Source organism: Oceanisphaera psychrotolerans (genome assembly GCF_001870485.1).
GTDB lineage: Bacteria > Pseudomonadota > Gammaproteobacteria > Enterobacterales > Aeromonadaceae > Oceanimonas > Oceanimonas psychrotolerans.
On record NZ_MDKE01000023.1, the window covers coordinates 1 to 17069 of the forward strand.

Below are 17069 nucleotides of genomic sequence, written 5' to 3' on the forward strand. Positions count from 1 at the left end.
AATAAAACCTCGCCGGAAGCCTTGCCATATAAGGTTTTTTCATGATCTTGCCCTGCTACATATTTATATGCTTGGCGAATAAAGACATAACATCTGATTTGAGCCGAGGCAGTCATTGCAGGATGCTTCTTCTGATACCATATAACATTTTAATACTGCGTATGCTCATATACACGCATGCGCATATTTGTTCCGAGATGTGCGCAGTATCAACAGTGACTCTTTCTTAACCCGCTGATCTGCAAATAATTTCTTATTTCAATGGGTGATAAACGTGCATTGCCGGTGGTGATTTCACGCATCATTTCCAGATGGCTGTTAAATATGCTGCACATGCAGTCGTCTGGATGGTCGGGCAGGTATGTCAATCGTATTATTTACCCACGCTACCGCCCTGACGTTTCAGGCCGCCAATTCCTGCTACAACGGTTTTCAAATGCGTCTATTCTGGCCGCAGAGGTGAGGGAGGGCAATTGCAAAAATGAAAAAGTGAGATGCAGAACGGTTGATTGGTGGTTTTGTGGGCGGTTCGAGGAAGGGGCCTCTTTTTCAGGCCACGCCGGAATTGACAGGAGGGCAAAGGGATCTGCTCTGCCGACCTTCTGTTTCAGGGATGAAACAGAGAGCCTCCACGGATGGATTTATGGCGAGTCGGCGGAGCGGGCCCTTTGTCCGACAGGTTGCTGCCGATATCGCGCAGTACTTCCTGTTTATACGGAGTGCTCTGATCCGCCAACTGAAGTGGCGGCTACAGGGTAGGCTCTGATGTTGTGTTTTTCCGCAGAGCACGCCGGAATTAAGAGGAGGGCAAAGGGATCTGCTCGGCCGACCTTCTGTTTCAGGGATGAAACAGAGAGCGTACATGGGGCGAGCTTGTCTCGCCGTGACGAGCAGTTTCAGCCTGACCGAACATCCGGTGAATGTTCGCAGCAGGTTGAAACCGCGAGTAGCAAGTCCCGGGGCGAGTCGACGGAGCGGGCCCTTTGTCCGACAGGTTGCTGCCGATATCGCACAGTAGTGCCTGTTGCTGCGGAGTACTCTGATCCGCCAACTGAAGTGGCAGCTACAGGGTAGGCGACTGAGCCTACATGGGGCTCGCTTGTCTCGGCGGAGCGGGCCCTTTGCCCGACAGGTTGCTGGCGATAATCGCACAGTACTGCCTGTTGCTACGGAGTGCTCTGATCCGCCAGCTGAAGCGGCGGCTACAGGTTAAGCGCGGATGTTGTGGTTTGTCTTGCGGGCCCTTTGTCCGACGTGTGGCCGCCGCCAACTTGCCTGGTGCTGAGCATCCCTGTATGCTACGCGGCCTTTTTGTTTTTGGATGCAACATGATCGGATTTGACTACGGTACATCAAACTGTGCTGTCGGCGTTATGGAAGAAAATAACCCGAAAATTTTAACCCTGGGCGATCATGGTCGATATATCTCGTCAACGCTGTATGCTCCGAGTCGTGACGTTATTGTCAACTGGCTGTACAAACAGTTGCCAGTGGCAGAACAGAAAAACTTTCAGCAGCAACGCCAAAGACAACTGCAAAAAGGGCAAGAAGAATTAAAAGAGCTGGCATTGGATGGCTACCCGACCGAGTTGTCGTTTGGCCAGCAGGCATTACATAATTACCTGCAAGAGCCCGACGAGGGTTACTACATCAAATCCCCCAAGTCTTTCCTGGGTGCCAGTGGCTTGCTGCCACAACAGGTCGAATTGTTTGAAGACATTGTTGCGGCCATGATGAGTAACGTAAAAACGCTCACCGAAGCCGCCCTCGGCAGAAGTGTCAGCCAAACGGTGATTGGCCGCCCGGTCAACTTTCAGGGCTTGCGAGGTGAAGAAAGCAACCGGCAAGCATTGGAGATCTTGACCAATGCCGCCAAGCGCGTCGGCTTCAAGGACGTTGAATTTCAATTCGAACCCGTTGCCGCCGGCTTCGAATATGAAGCCAGCCTGACTACAGAAACCCGGGTGCTGGTGGTCGATATCGGCGGTGGTACCACCGACTGCTCCATGCTGTTGATGGGGCCCGAGCAGGCGGTTTCACAAGACAGAAGCGGTGACTTGTTAAGCCACAGCGGTGAGCGTGTTGGCGGTAATGATTTTGACATCGCCTTTGCACTCAAAGGTATCATGCCCAGCTTTGGCCTGGACAGCATGCTGAAAACCGGTAAGCCAGTGCCGGTCAATAGCTACTCTCAAGCGGTTTCCATTAACAATATTCAACATCAAACCGAATTCTACAGTGCCGCCAATGGCCGCTTTTTAGAACAGCTGGTCCGTGATGCAGAACAGCCCGAGCTGTTGTCGCGCTTGTTGACCGTGCAGAAAAACAAGATGAGCTACCGGGTGGTCAACGCCGCAGAGCAAAGCAAAATTGCGCTGACGGACAGCACCGAGCAGCTCGTCGACTTGTCCGATATAGACAAGGGGCTCACCGTTAATCTGGACAGAGACGGCTTTGCCAGGGCCTGTCACCGTGAGCTGAGTGCCATCACCGCGCTGATGACCGATGCGATAACCCAGGCCGGCTGTCAGCCGGATGTGGTATTCGTGACCGGCGGTACCGCCAAGTCACCGGTGCTGAACCGGTTCCTGCAACAGCAGTTTCAGCATACGCCCATCGTGATCGGCGACCACTTCGGCAGCGTCACCGCCGGCCTTACCCGCTGGGCCAGGACCATTTTTTCATAAGAATAAAATCGCCGGGATTCAGGGCAGTCAACATGTATCAGCGCTCAACGTTGATTGCCTTGAGTGCGCGTGCAGCGCCTTGTTGGACTGAACAATCTGGCGCTGTAACCGGGGAAATCGTGAAGGCATAGTACTCACGGCCTGCCACGCTCATCTGCCTTGTTCAGCGCTGTGCTTAATGCTTTGGAGGCATACGCAGCCAGGGCTTCCAGTTCGGATGCACAGTCTCCCCTGAAGCACGAACCATGCATTACCGCCAGATTCTCCGCGCCCAGCTCCTTTAACCTGCGTATCGTCGCGGCGGTATCGGGCGTCAACGCCATGGCGTGAAACGCATCCTCTGCGAGGATGGCATCCTTAACGATACTTTGGTCAGAGATGGCGGGTCCGCATCCCAGTTGGGTGAATAAATCACCGGTAAACAGTGTTTTGGTCGTTTCCTCGTATATGAGGCCAGATTCCCATGCGTGAGGAACATGGGGGGTGTCGATATATCGCACACGCTTTCCGCCCAAGTCTAACACCTCGTTATTCGCCAATACCCTGGGTGCCCGATCGGCGAGATCATTGAGTGAAACCATGCACGCGACGGCACCATGTACGATCTCTGCCTTTGGGGCAACGCTCAGCCATTGATTCATAGAACCGCATTCGTCTGACTCTACGTGTCCAAATGAGATCCAGCGGATGGTGTTTAGCGGCAGCACTTTTTTTGCCGCTTCCGAAACCAGTGGGAACAGCGCACGTCCTCCGCAATGAAACAATAATGGTTGTTCTGCCTTGATGAGATATTGATTGAATGTGAATCCATCGGGCGGCAAATCAGTTGTAAACGTTGAAAGACGGAAGATACCGTCGGCTATCTCGTCAATTCTGGTTTCCATTATTGCACCCTCAGAAATGGCAATGTCTTGCGGGAGATAATGCTGGCTGGAATGGGGTGTTCCACCATCTAACGCGACGCCAAGCGACGGGTCAGCTGGCAACAGGCTACCGTTCTTGACGCTCGGGATCTTATTTTAGCCGACAATGGTTCAGTCAGAGACAGCCACCAACGGAAGCGGTGCCTCTTCTACCTAATTCAGTGCGTCGCTCAAGCCGACTCGGCGCTGATCTCCTGCAAGGCCTGTACCCAGGCATCGGGCTCCTGAGCGCCGGAGATGAGGTACTTGTTGTTGATAATGAATGCCGGCACGGACGTCACACCTGCCTGCTGGTAAGTGGCTTCCTCTTCCCGCACCATGGCAGCGTACTGATCCGAGTCCAGTACCTGTCTGGCTTTTGCCGGGTCCAGCCCCAGTGCGGCAACGCAATTCAATAGCACACTGTGATCGGAGACATCCATCGCCTTGCCAAAATACACCTCGAACAGGGCTTGTTTCATGGCGGTTTGCCGGCCCTGTTCACCTGCCCACTTCACCAACCGGTGGGCATCGAAGGTGTTGCAGGTAAATCGCTGCTGTATCTTCTCGAAGTTGAGTCCAAGATCGGCGGCAATCGCCATCATACGACTCTGATTTTCCCGCATCTCTTCCTCGCTCCGCCCGTACTTTCTGGCCAGGGCGGGCAGTATGGGTTCCCCCTGACCGGTGTGGTCGGGGTTCAGCTCAAAGGCATGCCACTGAATGGTGAACTCATACTCTGGTGCCAGCCGTTCCATGGCCTGCTCCAGCCGGGCATAACCGATGGCACACCAGGGGCAGGCGATATCGGAAACGATATCTATCTGTATCTTGCTCATAACGGTTCCTGTTTGATTAGAGGAATTCACGCGTAACCTTGATCATGCGTCCTTCTACGGTGCACTGTATCTTGTCTTCGATCTGGCTGCACTGGGATTCGACCTCGCGCCTCGAGGCCGCCACCACCACAAACGACCATTCGCTGGCATCGTGCCGGTTGCGTTCACCACTCTCACAGACCGCCACCGCCGGGTTGCGCCCGAACCGTTCGTGCATGCCGCCCATACGCTGGCGTTTTTCTTTTAGAGAGCCACACCCCGGCAGAGAAAAAATGATGGTCAGAATACCGATGTGCATGTCGTGCTCCTTGACGGGTGTGCCGAGCAGGTGGGTCTGTTGCGCGGGCTGAGGCGGCTACGGATTAGGTTAGAGTGCTGCGGTCTGGTGTCGCAAGTCACGCCGGAATGGGCGGGAGGACAAAGGGATCTGCTCAGCCGATCATCACATGACAGGGATGTCATGTGTTGAGCGTCACATGGATGTGCCCGAAGCGTGTCGGCGGAGCGGGCCCTTTGTCCTCTTGTTTCCCCTTTACCCCATGTTCAGGGCCAGTTCGTCCGGGTAACCGCGTTCGCGGGCCAGGCGCACCGCTTCCTGTTCTACCTCGCTGGCGTTCTGGCCTGCGGTGAGGGCGAGACTCGGTGACAGCGGTTGCTCGTCCATCTCCAGCCAGCCGAGATCGGCGAGCCGGCCCACGATGCGGTCGGCGGCGGTCAGCGCCGAGCTGGCCTTGACGATCTCTACCCGCGCATAGTGATTGCCCTCAAACGACACATCCGCCGCCCGCAACGAAGGATCACTACCCGGGATCTGCTGGGCGCCGAACAGCGGCTTGCCGCCGACCCGGGCCTGGCCAAAGGCAGGCAGCAGCCGGGTCAGGTGAGCGATGGCCTCCCGGGTGCGGGCCTCGATGTCCGGCGTTTGCCAGCCCTGGTTCAGCTGGGTGACATAGGGCTGCGGCAATTTGGGCTGGGCACTGTACTCGCAACTGGCGGCCAGACCGTCCTTGAACAGGGTGATGCCGTCGGTCATGCCGTGCAGCTGAAACACCCCGTTCGGATAGGGTGTCAGCTGGGCCATGCCGTTGGGCGTGCCGCGCTGGCCGTGGAATATCACCTCGGGCCATTCCCCCTCGGTCTGCCAGCGGGCCACGTAGGCGGCCTTGTACTCCACCAGCCGCTGGCGGCGATAACCGGCCATGTCGTCCACCAGCCCGGTGCGAAAGCCACAGGCATTGACCAGAAAGTCCACCTTGAACGGCTGTTCCTGCCCGTCCTGGTGACTGGCGTGAATGATCCAGCCGTCTGGTTGCTGCTCCAGCCGGGTAGCCCGGGTATGAAAGTGCAGCTCGCAGTTCGGTGCGGCGTTCAGCGCCAGGGTGGCGGTGGCCGCCATGCGAAACAGGCTCCAGCCGTATTCCTGCACCAGAATGAGCGGAAACTTCAACGACTCCGGGTCCAGATGGTGGCCCAGGGGGATCAGCCAGTCGTCCTGACTCTCGGCCTTGGGCGGAATGGGGCGGGCGGCCAGCGCCTCGAACTGTTCGCGGCTGTAGCAGCGATAATACTGCTCCGGTTCGCCCAGCACCTGGTTGGCCGGGTCTTCGTCCACCAGCCGTTGATATTCCTGCGCCACCTGTTTCAGCCGGGGCAACAGCGCCTCGGCATCCCCCGGATCGGTTTTCGGGGTGGCGATGACGGTGGGGCGGCGGTTGATGCTGTGCGGGTAGGCGCGCACCGAGGCGATGGACTGGCGCAGCAGGGTCAGGCACTGGTCGTCGCCGATGTCCCGGTACAGGTTGCCGCCCGCGTGCAGGTGGCAGATGGGCGGCCCGTTCACCAGGCCGCTGCTGGCCTCGACAAGCAGGGTCTCGATGCCCATGTCCGCCAGCCGCAACGCCACGGTGGCACCGGCGATACCGCCACCCAGAATACCGACCCGCAGGGGGCGCTGAGCGGAGGCATGGCAAAAATTCGCGTTCATGTAGTCTCGGTCAGGATAGTCATGGTTGTTTATCCGGCGGAGCAGCCCGGGGCCGACTCCGCCGATATCTTATCCCGTCCGTGGGGGTAAATCATGATGAGGGCGATGTTGGCGTTCATCAGGCCTGATGGGCGCTCAGCTCGTTCAGCATGTCGCCAATCAGCGCCAGTCGGCTCTTGGCATCCGCACTGGGAATGGCGAAGCGCAACTTGGTCGGCCCCTCCATCTTGTAGATGCGCGGCTGGCTCTGCAACAGGCTCACCAGATACATGGGATCGACCCTGGCGTCCTGGGCAAAGGCGATGGTGCCGCCGTTGGGGCCGGCGTCTATCTTGTCGATGCCAAGGGCGCTTGCCTTGAGCTTGAGTCCGGCCAGCGCCACCAGGTTCTTGCCCGGCTCCGGTACCAGGCCGAAGCGGTCAATCAGCTCCACCTGCAGTTCGCGCAGGGCGGCCTCGTCTTCGGCGGTGGCGATGCGCTTGTACATGGACAGCCGCATGTTCACGTCCGGAATGTAGTCGTCCGGCAGCAGGGCGGGCAGGCGCAGTTCAATCTCGGTCTGCGCGCGCAGCAGCTGATCCAGCGCCGGCTCCTTGCCCGATTGCAGCGCCTTCACCGCCTGCTCCAGCATCTCCATGTACAGGCTGAAACCGATGGCGGTGATCTGGCCGCTCTGCTCGTCGCCCAGCAGCTCGCCGGCGCCACGAATTTCCAGATCGTGGGTGGCCAGCGCAAAGCCGGCGCCCAGATCTTCCAGTGCGGCAATGGCCTCCAGCCGCTTTTTGGCATCGGTGGTCATGCGCTTGGGGTGGGGCGTCAGCAGATAGGCATAGGCCTGATGGTGCGAGCGACCCACCCGGCCGCGCAGCTGATGCAGCTGGGCCAGGCCCAGCTTGTCGGCTCTGTCCATGATGATGGTGTTGGCGCTGGGCACGTCGATGCCGGTTTCGATGATGGTGGAGCACAGCAGCACGTTGAAGCGCTGATGATAGAAGTCGGACATCACCCGCTCCAGCTCGCGCTCGCGCATCTGGCCGTGGGCGATGCCGATACGGGCCTCGGGCACCAGGGCGCGCAGGGCGTCGGCGCTGTTCTCGATGGTCTGCACCTCGTTGTGCAGGTAATAGACCTGGCCGCCGCGCTTGAGCTCGCGCAGTATGGCCTCGCGGATGGTGGCCGGATCCGACTCGCGCACGAAGGTCTTCACCGCCAGCCGCTTGGCGGGCGGGGTGGCGATGATCGACAGGTCGCGCATGCCGCCCATGGCCATGTTCAGGGTGCGGGGAATGGGGGTGGCGGTCAGGGTCAGAATGTCCACGTCGGCGCGCAGCGCTTGATCTGATCCTTCTGCCGCACGCCGAAGCGGTGTTCTTCGTCCACGATCAGCAGGCCCAGATCCTTGAACCGTACATCCTGACTCAGCAGCTTGTGGGTGCCGATCACGATATCGATGCTGCCGTCTGTCAGGCCGGCGAGCACCTTGTCCTGCTCCTTGCCGGTCTTGAAACGGCTGATGATTTCCACCTGCACCGGCCAGTTGGCGAAGCGGTCGCGGAAGTTGTCGTAATGCTGCTGGGCCAGCAGGGTGGTGGGCACCAGTACCGCCACCTGCTTGCCGCCGTGTACCGCCACAAAGGCGGCGCGCATGGCCACTTCCGTCTTGCCGAAGCCCACGTCGCCACACACCAGCCGGTCCATGGCCTTGGGCTGGCACATGTCGGACAGCACGGCGTTGATGGCCTTGAGCTGATCGTCGGTTTCCTCGAACGGAAAGGCGTCGGCAAACTGGCGATAGGCGCTCTTGTCGTGAGCGATGGCCTGGCCCGGCTGGGCGGCGCGGCGGGCGTACACATCCAGCAGCTCGGCGGCCACGTCGCGCACCTTTTCGGCGGCCTTGCGTTTGGCCTTGGCCCAGGAGTCGTTGCCAAGCCGGTTGAGGGTGGGCTCGTCGGCGCCGCTGTAGCGGCCCACCAGGTGCAGGGCGGTGACCGGCACATAGAGCTTGTCGCCGCCGGCATATTCCAGGGTCAGGTATTCGGACTTGAGTCCGCCTGCATCCAGGGTCTGCAGTCCGGTGTAGCGGCCCACGCCGTGATCCAGATGCACCACCGGCTGACCGATGGACAGCTCGGCCAGGTTGCGGATCAGGGTGTCGGGGCTCAGGCCGGTGGACTTTTCCCGCCGACGGCGCTGGATCACCCGGCCGCCGAGCAGGTCGCCTTCGCAGACAAGCGCCAGCTTGTCGTCGAGAATAAAGCCCTGCGACAAGGGGCCGACCAGCAGGCCAATCGGGTCTTTACCGGCCAGAAAATGCGAGAAGTTGTCACAGGGCCAGGGTTTGATGGCGCTGCCGGACAGCAGCTCGAGCAGCGCCTCGCGCCGGCCGGCACTTTCGACCGAAAACAGCACGCGACCCTGGAAGCTCTCGCAGAAACTCAGCAACCGGGCCAGGGGCTCGGTTTTCTGGTGGTCCACTTCCAGCTCCGGCAAGGGGCTGACCGGTGCATTCTGCCGCTCGCCTTTTTCCAGCACCGGGGTGGCGCTCAGTTGCAGCCGGGGCCAGTGATTGAGCCGGTTCAGCAGGGCGTCGGGCTTGAGATAGAGTTCGTCCGGCGCCAGCAACGGGCGCAACTGGTCGTGGCGGCGGTCTTCATAGCGGCTCTGCACATCCTGCCAGAAGGCCTCGGCCGCTTCGTTCAGCTCGCCGACCCCCAGCACCAGCAGTTGTTCGGGCAGGGAGTCGAACAGGGTCTGGATCTGTTCGAAAAACAGCGGAAAGTAGTGTTCGATGCCGGCGGGAAACTGGCTCTGGCTGACGCGGTGATAGAGCGATTCCGGTTCGTTGCGCAGCGGAAAACGCTCCCGGTACTGACCGCGAAACCGCTCGATGGCGGCGCCGTCGGTGGGGAATTCCCGCGCCGGCAGCAGCCGCACCTGTTTTACCTGTTCGCGGGAGCGCTGGGTGTCCGGGTCGAAGGGGCGCAGGGTGTCGATTTCGTCATCGAAGAAGTCGATGCGAAAAGGCTCGGCCGCGCCCATGGGGTACAGGTCGAGCAGGGCGCCGCGGGCGGCAAACTCGCCGTGCTCCAGTACCTGATCCACCGCCCGGTAGCCGGCCTGTTCCAGTCGGCTGCGCAGGGCGTGCAGGTCCAGCTTGTCGCCGGTGCGCAGCAGCAGGCTGTTCTGTTCCAGCCAGTCGCGCGGCGGCGTGCGCAGCATCAGGGTGGTCACCGGAGCAATCAGCAGCCCGCGCTTCAGCGCCGGCAGCCCGTACAGGGTTTCCAGCCGCTGGGAGATGATGTCCTGATGGGGCGAAAACTGATCGTAGGGCAGGGTTTCCCAGTCCGGGAACAGCGCCACCGGCAGCGTCTCGTCGGCCAGCAGATGACGTACCTCCTGCTCCAGACGCAGGGCGGTGGGGGTGTCGGGCACCACCAGCAGCACCAGTTGCTGCTGCTGTCTGACCTGTTCGGCGATGGCCAGCGCCAGGCTGCTGCCAATCAGCTGGCCCAGGCTGGCTCGGGGACGGGGAGTGGGGCTGGGAATCTGTATCATGGTCGTGATGCGTCGTCCTGTTGGGCGCGGCGTTCGGCACGGGCCTTGAGTTGTTTGGCCTGCAGTTGCAGGCTGGCGCGGATCAGGGCATCTCTGTCCTGTTCGCGCAGGGCGATAAAGTCGCAGCGGTACTGTTCCGGCTCGGCCCCGGCATGGATTTCACCATAGCCGTACACCGCCACCGACAGTTCCGGCAGAAAGAGTTTGCAGCGCATCCGGCTGGCTTCGGCCAGCGGCTGTGGTGACGAGAAGGTGAAGCCGCCCCCGCCCAGGCTCAGGGTCTGGTGGCGATGTTCGGGGGTGTCCTGTCCCGCCAGCACATAGCTCAGTACCAGATCGATTTTACGGGACTGCTGGTTGATGATTTCCACCAGCTCGTTGGCATGTTCGTCCAGATTACGCAGCAGCCGGGCATTATTGGTATCGATGCGGGTCACTTCACTGATAAGCTTGAACGGCGCGGGGATCTCCGCCTCCAGGGCGTCCGCGTCGGGCACCGTTTCGCCATCGGTAAGGGGGATCAGGTTGACCTGAGCCTGGTAGTCGATGCTGAAATAAGGGTCTGCCATCATTCGCTGCTCTTGTTGCGCCATTCACAAGGCTTTATTATTCCGCAACTTGCGGGTGACGTAAAACCCTTTAAAAAACGGATGATTACACCATGTTTCAACCCCTGACGTTGATGTTGGGTCTGCGCTATGCCGGCGCCCGGGGGCGGCGCAGCTTCGCTTCCTTCGTTTCCGGCTTCTCCACCATCGGTATTCTGCTGGGGGTCGCCGCCCTGATCCTGGTGTCGGCGGTGATGAACGGCTTCGAGCAGCAGATGAAAGATCGCATGCTCGGGGTCATTCCCCATGCCCTGGTCACCAACGACCAGCGCCGGCTCGCAGAGCCGGGCCAGTACCGCGAGGTGTTTGCCCACAGCGAGGTGGTGACCGCCGCCGAACCCTTCATCAGCGCCGAGGCCATGGTGCAGGGGCCGGGGCACCTGACCGGGGTGGAGCTGTACGGCGTGGACCCCAGCAGCCGCCACGACAGGTTGCTGCAAGGGCTGGATGCGCGCACCCGGGAATATTTCGAATATCTGCCCTATGGCCTGGTGATGGGCGCCGGTGTGGCGCGCAGCCTGGGGGTGGTGCCCGGCGATCAGGTGCGGGTAACGGTGACCGAGGGCAGCCGTTTTACCCCCCTGGGTCGGGTGCCGAGCCAGCGACTCTTTACCCTGGTGGGCACCTTCAGCACCGGTAACGACGTGGACGGTCAGCTGGTGCTGGCCCGGCTCGACGATGCCGCCCGCCTGCTGCGCTACTCCGAAGGCCAGGCCTCGGGTCTGCGGTTGTGGCTGGATGACCCCTTTCAGCTTGATCACCTGCCGGCGTTGCCACAAGGCCTGAAATTTGAAACCTGGCAGCATAGCCGGGGCGAGCTGTTTCAGGCGGTGGCGATGGAAAAGCGGCTGATGAGCCTGATGCTGGCGCTGATCATCCTGGTGGCGGCCTTCAATATTCTTTCTGCCATGGTGATGGTGGTGACCGACAAGGAAGCCGAAATCGCCATGCTGCAAACCCTGGGCCTGAGCCGTTACCGGGTGATGGCGGTGTTCATGATCCAGGGTGGTTTCAGCGGGGTGCTGGGCAGCCTGCTGGGGTTTGCGCTGGGCCTGCTGCTGAGCCTGAACCTGGACGGGGTGCTCAACCTGCTGGGCATCAATTTCTATTCCGCCGCCGGTGGCAGCCAGCTGCCGGTGTTGCTGTTGCCCGGGCAACTGTTCATGGTGTTGTTTTCCACTTTATTACTGTGCGTACTGGCCAGCCTTTATCCGGCCTGGCGGGCATCACGGGTTCATCCAGCCGAGGCATTGCGTTATGAGTAACCCCCTGTTAGTGGTCGAAAATCTGGGTAAAACCCATCAGGACGGGGCGCAGCCGGTCACCATACTGGATGGCGTCAGCCTGACGTTGGCCGCCGGCGAAAGCCTGGCGGTGGTGGGCAGTTCCGGTTCGGGCAAGAGCACTCTGCTGCATCTGCTCGGCAGCCTGGACGCCCCCACTCAGGGCCGGGTGCTGGTGGAAGGGGAAGATGTGCATCATTTATCGGCGCGTACCCAGGCCCGCTTTCGCAACCAGAAGCTGGGCTTCGTCTATCAGTTCCATCATCTGCTGGGCGAGTTCAGTGCCCTGGAAAACGCCGCCATGCCGTTGCTGATCGCCGGCCGGCCGGTGAACGAGGCCAGGGAGCGGGCCGAGGCCCTGCTGACGCGGGTCGGGCTGGGGCATCGGCTGGATCACCGGCCTGCGGCGCTGTCCGGCGGCGAGCGTCAGCGGGTGGCCATTGCCCGGGCGCTGGTCAACAACCCGCGGCTGGTGCTGGCCGATGAGCCCACCGGCAACCTGGATGCCCACAGCGCCGCCGAGGTGTTTGCCCTGCTGGCCGAACTGCAGAGCGAGCTGGGCACCGGCCTGGTGGTGGTGACCCACGATCTGGCGCTGGCGGCCCGGCTCGATCGGCAGTGCCGGTTGGTGGATGGCCGTCTGGTTGACAGCCGGCAGCAGGAGCAAGGCTGATGTTTCGTCCGTTAAGTGTCTTTCTGGGCTGGCGCTTCAGCCGGGCCCGGCGACGCAATCGCTTTATTTCCTTTATTTCGGTGGCCTCGATTCTGGGCATCGCCATCGGGGTCGGCGCGCTGATCCTGGGGTTGTCGGCGATGAACGGTTTCGAGCGCGAGCTGGAAAACCGCATCCTGTCGGTGCTGCCTCACGGCCAGTTGCGGGCCGCCGAGGGGCCGGTCGAAGGCTGGCGCGACATGGTCAGCGAAATGGAATCGGCACCGGGTATTCTGGCGGTATCGCCCTATGTGCCGCTGGAAGGGCTGCTCAGCAAGGGTGATAAGCTGAAGGCGGTGCAACTGCAGGGGGTGATACCGGAGCAGGAGGCGAAGGTGTCCGAGCTGTCGCCCTATCTCGGCGGTGCCAGCCTGGCTGTGCTGAAGCCCGGCGAGCGGAGTCTGGTGCTGGGCAAGGCCATCGCCGACCAGCTTGGGCTGGCCGTGGGGGAGCGGGTGTCGTTGCTGCTGCCGGCGCCGGGCAGCCAGGGGTTTGGTTCTCCCCGGCGGCAAAGCTTTACCCTGGTGGCGGTGCTGAATCTGGGCGGCCAGCTCGATACCGTACTGGGTTATACCCATCTGCAGGACGCCCAGGAGCTGAAAGAGCTGAATGATGCCATCTCCGGTTTTCATCTGCGGGTGAATGAGGTGCTGGCGGCCGACCGCCTGACCATGAACGCCGCCATGGGGCTGCCGGCGCCGTTTTATGTGAGCAGCTGGATGGAAAGCCAGGGCAATATCTACCGGGATATTCAGCTGGTGCGCACCCTGATGATAGTGGTGCTGCTGCTGGTGATGGCGGTGGCCAGTTTCAACATCGTCTCGACCCTGGTGATGGCGGTGAACGAGAAGAAGGGTGACATCGCCATCCTCAAGACCATGGGCGCGGGACCCTGGCAGATCCGCGGCGCCTTCATGGTACAGGGCATGCTCAACGGCGTGACCGGGGTGCTGATTGGCGGTGCCCTGGGGCTGCTGCTGGCGACCCGGCTGTCGGAGCTGGTGGCCGGTTACGAGCGGTTGAGCGGCCATCAGCTGCTTAACCCGGAGGTATACTTCATCGACTTCATCCCCACCGAGTTTCACTGGGCGGATCTGTGGCTGGTGACCGGTTCGGCGCTGACCCTGATCTTCATCGCCACCCTCTATCCGGCCTGGCGCGCCGGCAAGCTGCTGCCGAGGCAGTTGCTGGGAGAAGCGTAAAAAACGGAGGGGGGATGATTCCCCCCTCACCGCTGATCGCGTCTTTCCTGCCTTAACTTCCACGCCAGTTGTACCTTCCAGCGCCAGCCCAGGCGGGTGATGACCCAGCCGAGCAGGGCGCTCGTCAGTCCCATCAGCAGGGTGCCGGTCAGCAGCGGTACCGCCATGGCCAGGGCTTCGTGCTCCAGGGAGCCGTTGAACACCAGTTCGGGGGTGCCCAGCAGCCAGGCGCCGAGCCGGTAGGCGAAGTAGAACATCGGGGCCAGGGTGAGCGGGTTGTTGACCCACACCATGGCGATGGCCAGCGGCAGATAGCCGCGAAACAGCACGGCCAGGCCGATGGCCACCAGGGTATGCAAGGGCAGCGGCAGCCAGGCGGCAAAGAGACCGGCGGCGACGGCGACGGCGGCGGAGTGGCGGTTACAACACCAGTAGTCGGGGTCGAGCAGGCGCTCGCCGAACAGGGCCAGCACCCGGTGTTCGCGCAGGGTTTCCTGGCTTGGCATCCGGTTCCGCAACCATTGGCGCAGCATCAGCGCCCCCGCCGGCGGAGTTTCCAGCGGCGGGAGACCGTCCAGCGCCATAGTCCGTGCATCACCATGAAACCGGTCGCGGAGCTGACCATCGCCATCACCCCGCAGCCCAGCAGAAAGGACGGGCCGGCATTGCTCATGGCGCTGCCAAGCCAGGTCAGACTCAGCTCAAAGTGCTGGTAATGGGGCGGTTTGTCGAGCAGAAAAGAACCGAGCCGGTAGGCAAAATAGAACATCGGCGGCATGGTCAGCGGGTTGGTCACCCAGACCAGCACCACCGATAACGGCAGGTTGACCCTGAAGGTCATGGCCAGCACCGCGGCCAGTACCATCTGAAAGGGGATGGGCAGCCAGGCACAGCAGAGGCCGACGGCAAAGGCGCCGGCGGCCGAATGTCGGTTGAGATGCCACAGGTTGTTGTCGTGCAGTCTGCTGCCAAGCAGGCTCAGGTATTTATGATTTTTAATGGTGCCCGGGTCGGGCATCAGGCGTTTCAATGTCTTTTTTGGCATCTGTTCCAGGTCCGCAATACTTATCGGATGGATAAGCGGCTGTTCTTCTTCTGCTTCGGCATCTCAACCATCATGATCTGGCCCTGGCTCCCCGGCTGGGACTGGTGGTTGCCGCTGGCCTGTTTAGGCTGGTTGTGTTGGCGGCCAAGGCCGGCAGTGGCCTGCCTGTTATTCGGGTTGGTCTGGGCGCTCTGCTACAGCCACTGGCAACTGAGCTGGCTGCAGGCTCCCGAGCTGTTCCAGCGCAGCCAGCTTATTGCCGGCACCGTAGACAGTGTTCAGCACCGGGAAGGTGGCGCAAGTAGACTGATTGTCAGTCTGAAAAGCCTTAACGGTCAAGCACTTTCCCCCCGTCCGCGGGTGCTGTTGTCCTGGTATGGTGCAGACGAGGCGCCAGCCGCCGGGGATAATATCCAGTCGATCAGTCGGTTACAGCCTCCCCATGGCCTGCATAATCCTGGCAGCTTCAACAGTGCCCGCTGGCTGCTGGGGCAGGGGATCACGGCCCGGGGCTACCTGACCGGCACCCTGGAACATCAGGTTGCCACCCCCTCGCACCGGACCCGGCTGGTTCGCCATATTGAGGCCATGACCGCCGACTTGCCTGCGCGACGCTGGTTGCTGGCCCTGAGCGTGGGCGATCGCAGCGGCTTGGATCAAGCAGACTGGGACATGCTGCGGGGCCTGGGCGTGAGTCATCTGTTTGCCATTTCCGGCCTGCATATCGGGCTGGTGGCCGGGCTGGGCCTGCTGGCCGGGCGCCTGAGTGGCAGTCGGCTGCTGGCCGCGATACTGGCGGGAACGCTGGCGCTGGGGTATGCCTGGCTGGCGGGGTTTTCGGTGCCGACCCAGCGGGCGCTGCTGATGCTGTTGCTGTGGTTGGGCCTGTATTGCCGGGGGCGTTTCTGGAGCGGCCGGCGGCTGTTGTTGCTGACCATGACCCTGCTGCTGGCAGCCATGCCCTGGCTGGCGCTGGATCTGGGGTTCTGGTTGTCGGTGCTGGCGGTGGCGGCCTTGCTGGTGAGTGCCGGCTGGCTGGCGGGGCGCAGCCTGTGGCGGTTGCAACTGGGGCTGAGCCTGCTGTTGCTGCCGTTGATTATGCTGCTGTTCGGCGGCATCAGCTGGGCGTCGCTGCCGGTAAACATGCTGCTGATCCCCCTGTTTTCACTGCTGTTGATCCCGTTGCTACTGCTGGCCTGTCTGTTGCTGCTGCCGGTACCCGGGCTGGCCATGTTGGTCCTGCTGGGGCTGAATGCCCTGTTCGAACCGTTGATGGCCGCTCTGCACCGTCTGAATGACAGTTTGTCGCCCTGGCAGTCGCTGTCGGCTCTGGCGCAAGGGGGCTGGCTGTTGTTGTGGTTACTGATGCTGTCGGCGTTGCTGCCCCGCAGCCGTCAGGTGATGACGCTGGGGCTGTATCTGTTGCTGCTGAGCCTGCTGCCTCCGGCATCGCGTCCCCACTGGGAGGTGCGGATACTGGATGTGGGGCAGGGGCTGTCGGTGCTGGTGACTCAGGGCCGGCGGGCCTTGCTTTATGATACCGGTAACCGTTTCGATTCGGGCTTCAATATGGCCGATGGGGTGATATTGCCGTTGCTGACCCGGCTGGGCATCGATGAGCTCGACTATCTGGTGGTGAGTCACGACGACCGGGATCACAGCGGTAACCGGGATTATCTGGCCGCGACCCTGCCGGTGCAGCATCGCCGGGGGACCTGGCCGGACGGGCAGCATTGTCGTGCCGGACAGGTGGAAACCTGGGGGGACCTGACGTTGCGGGTGCTGTGGCCAGTCACCCCGAGTGGCCATCGCAACAACGACTCCTGTGTACTGCATATCGGTGATGGCCGGTTGTCGCTGCTGCTGACCGGGGACATCGAGGCGTTGGCGGAGCGGGGCCTGCTGGCCTCGGGGCGGCCGGTGGCGGCCCAGTTGTTGCTCAGCCCTCATCACGGTAGCCGCAGCTCCTCTACCGAGGCGTTCAACCGGGCGGTGGCACCGGACTGGGTGGTGCATACCGCCGGTTTTGCCAATCGCTGGGGCTTTCCGTCCCCCGAGGTGGTGGCTCGCTTCGAGCAGATGGGAGTATCCCAGTTGATCACCGGCGAACATGGCATGGTGCATCTGGTGGCGGAGGGAAAACGCTGGCGGCTGGTGGACGCCGGGCGCCCCGGCCCCTGGTATCATCGGCTCGGTGCTTGGTTGAATGGCACTAAACCGTTAGAATAGCGCCTCGTTTTTCAAGGCAGAGA

General features: G+C 61.5%; 12 protein-coding genes and 1 pseudogene. 5 read left to right on the top strand and 8 right to left on the bottom strand.

Annotation, left to right across the window (positions count from 1 at the left end; translation table 11 throughout):
* Window positions 1-1328: 1328 nt before the first annotated feature.
* Window positions 1329-2687, top strand: coding sequence for a molecular chaperone (gene yegD / locus BFR47_RS09835; protein ID WP_071472907.1), 1359 nt, complete (start codon window positions 1329-1331; stop codon window positions 2685-2687).
* 134 nt (window positions 2688-2821) lie between these two features.
* Here yegD and BFR47_RS09840 read toward each other — a convergent pair whose 3' ends face one another.
* From BFR47_RS09840 to BFR47_RS09865, 6 genes and pseudogenes are all read right to left on the bottom strand, one after another.
* Window positions 2822-3571, bottom strand: coding sequence for an oxygen-binding di-iron domain-containing protein (locus BFR47_RS09840; protein WP_071472908.1), 750 nt, complete (start codon window positions 3569-3571; stop codon window positions 2822-2824).
* Window positions 3572-3780: 209 nt separating this feature from the next.
* Entirely contained in the window at window positions 3781-4428 is a 648-nt protein-coding gene (locus BFR47_RS09845; RefSeq protein ID WP_071472909.1) for a DsbA family oxidoreductase, read from the bottom strand.
* A gap of 16 nt (window positions 4429-4444) precedes the next feature.
* Entirely contained in the window at window positions 4445-4726 is a 282-nt protein-coding gene (locus BFR47_RS09850; RefSeq protein WP_071472910.1) for a DUF503 domain-containing protein, read from the bottom strand.
* 234 nt (window positions 4727-4960) lie between these two features.
* The gene (locus tag BFR47_RS09855) at window positions 4961-6412 is read right to left on the bottom strand and encodes an FAD-dependent oxidoreductase (RefSeq protein WP_071472911.1); all 1452 of its coding nucleotides are present in this window, start codon (window positions 6410-6412) and stop codon (window positions 4961-4963) included.
* A gap of 118 nt (window positions 6413-6530) precedes the next feature.
* Window positions 6531-9967: pseudogene (mfd, locus tag BFR47_RS09860) on the bottom strand (transcription-repair coupling factor).
* Window positions 9964-10539, bottom strand: coding sequence for a PilZ domain-containing protein (locus tag BFR47_RS09865; RefSeq protein WP_245748873.1), 576 nt, complete (start codon window positions 10537-10539; stop codon window positions 9964-9966). Before BFR47_RS09865 ends, mfd begins: the two are co-directional and overlap by 4 nt.
* An 89-nt stretch (window positions 10540-10628) precedes the next feature.
* Here BFR47_RS09865 and BFR47_RS09870 point away from each other — a divergent pair, with 89 nt between their 5' ends.
* The 3 genes from BFR47_RS09870 to lolE are packed head-to-tail and all read left to right on the top strand — an operon-like array spanning window position 10629 to window position 13772.
* Complete coding sequence (locus BFR47_RS09870) at window positions 10629-11840, top strand: lipoprotein-releasing ABC transporter permease subunit (protein ID WP_071472912.1); 1212 nt, start codon at window positions 10629-10631, stop codon at window positions 11838-11840.
* Window positions 11833-12531: a lipoprotein-releasing ABC transporter ATP-binding protein LolD gene (gene lolD, locus BFR47_RS09875; protein WP_071472913.1), complete on the top strand. Its 699-nt coding sequence runs from the start codon at window positions 11833-11835 to the stop codon at window positions 12529-12531. Before BFR47_RS09870 ends, lolD begins: the two co-directional genes overlap by 8 nt.
* Window positions 12531-13772: a lipoprotein-releasing ABC transporter permease subunit LolE gene (gene lolE / locus BFR47_RS09880; protein WP_071472914.1), complete on the top strand. Its 1242-nt coding sequence runs from the start codon at window positions 12531-12533 to the stop codon at window positions 13770-13772. Before lolD ends, lolE begins: the two co-directional genes overlap by 1 nt.
* Before the next feature lie 26 nt (window positions 13773-13798).
* Here the strand turns inward: lolE and BFR47_RS09885 are convergent, their stop codons facing one another.
* Window positions 13799-14356 (bottom strand): DUF2062 domain-containing protein, encoded by a 558-nt coding sequence (locus BFR47_RS09885; RefSeq protein ID WP_245748874.1) that lies wholly within the window; start codon window positions 14354-14356, stop codon window positions 13799-13801.
* The gene (locus BFR47_RS09890) at window positions 14305-14817 is read right to left on the bottom strand and encodes a DUF2062 domain-containing protein (RefSeq protein WP_071472915.1); all 513 of its coding nucleotides are present in this window, start codon (window positions 14815-14817) and stop codon (window positions 14305-14307) included. Before BFR47_RS09890 ends, BFR47_RS09885 begins: the two co-directional genes overlap by 52 nt.
* A 27-nt stretch (window positions 14818-14844) precedes the next feature.
* Between BFR47_RS09890 and BFR47_RS09895 the strand changes: the two genes are divergently transcribed.
* Window positions 14845-17046, top strand: coding sequence for a DNA internalization-related competence protein ComEC/Rec2 (locus BFR47_RS09895; protein WP_071472916.1), 2202 nt, complete (start codon window positions 14845-14847; stop codon window positions 17044-17046).
* Window positions 17047-17069: the final 23 nt, after the last annotated feature.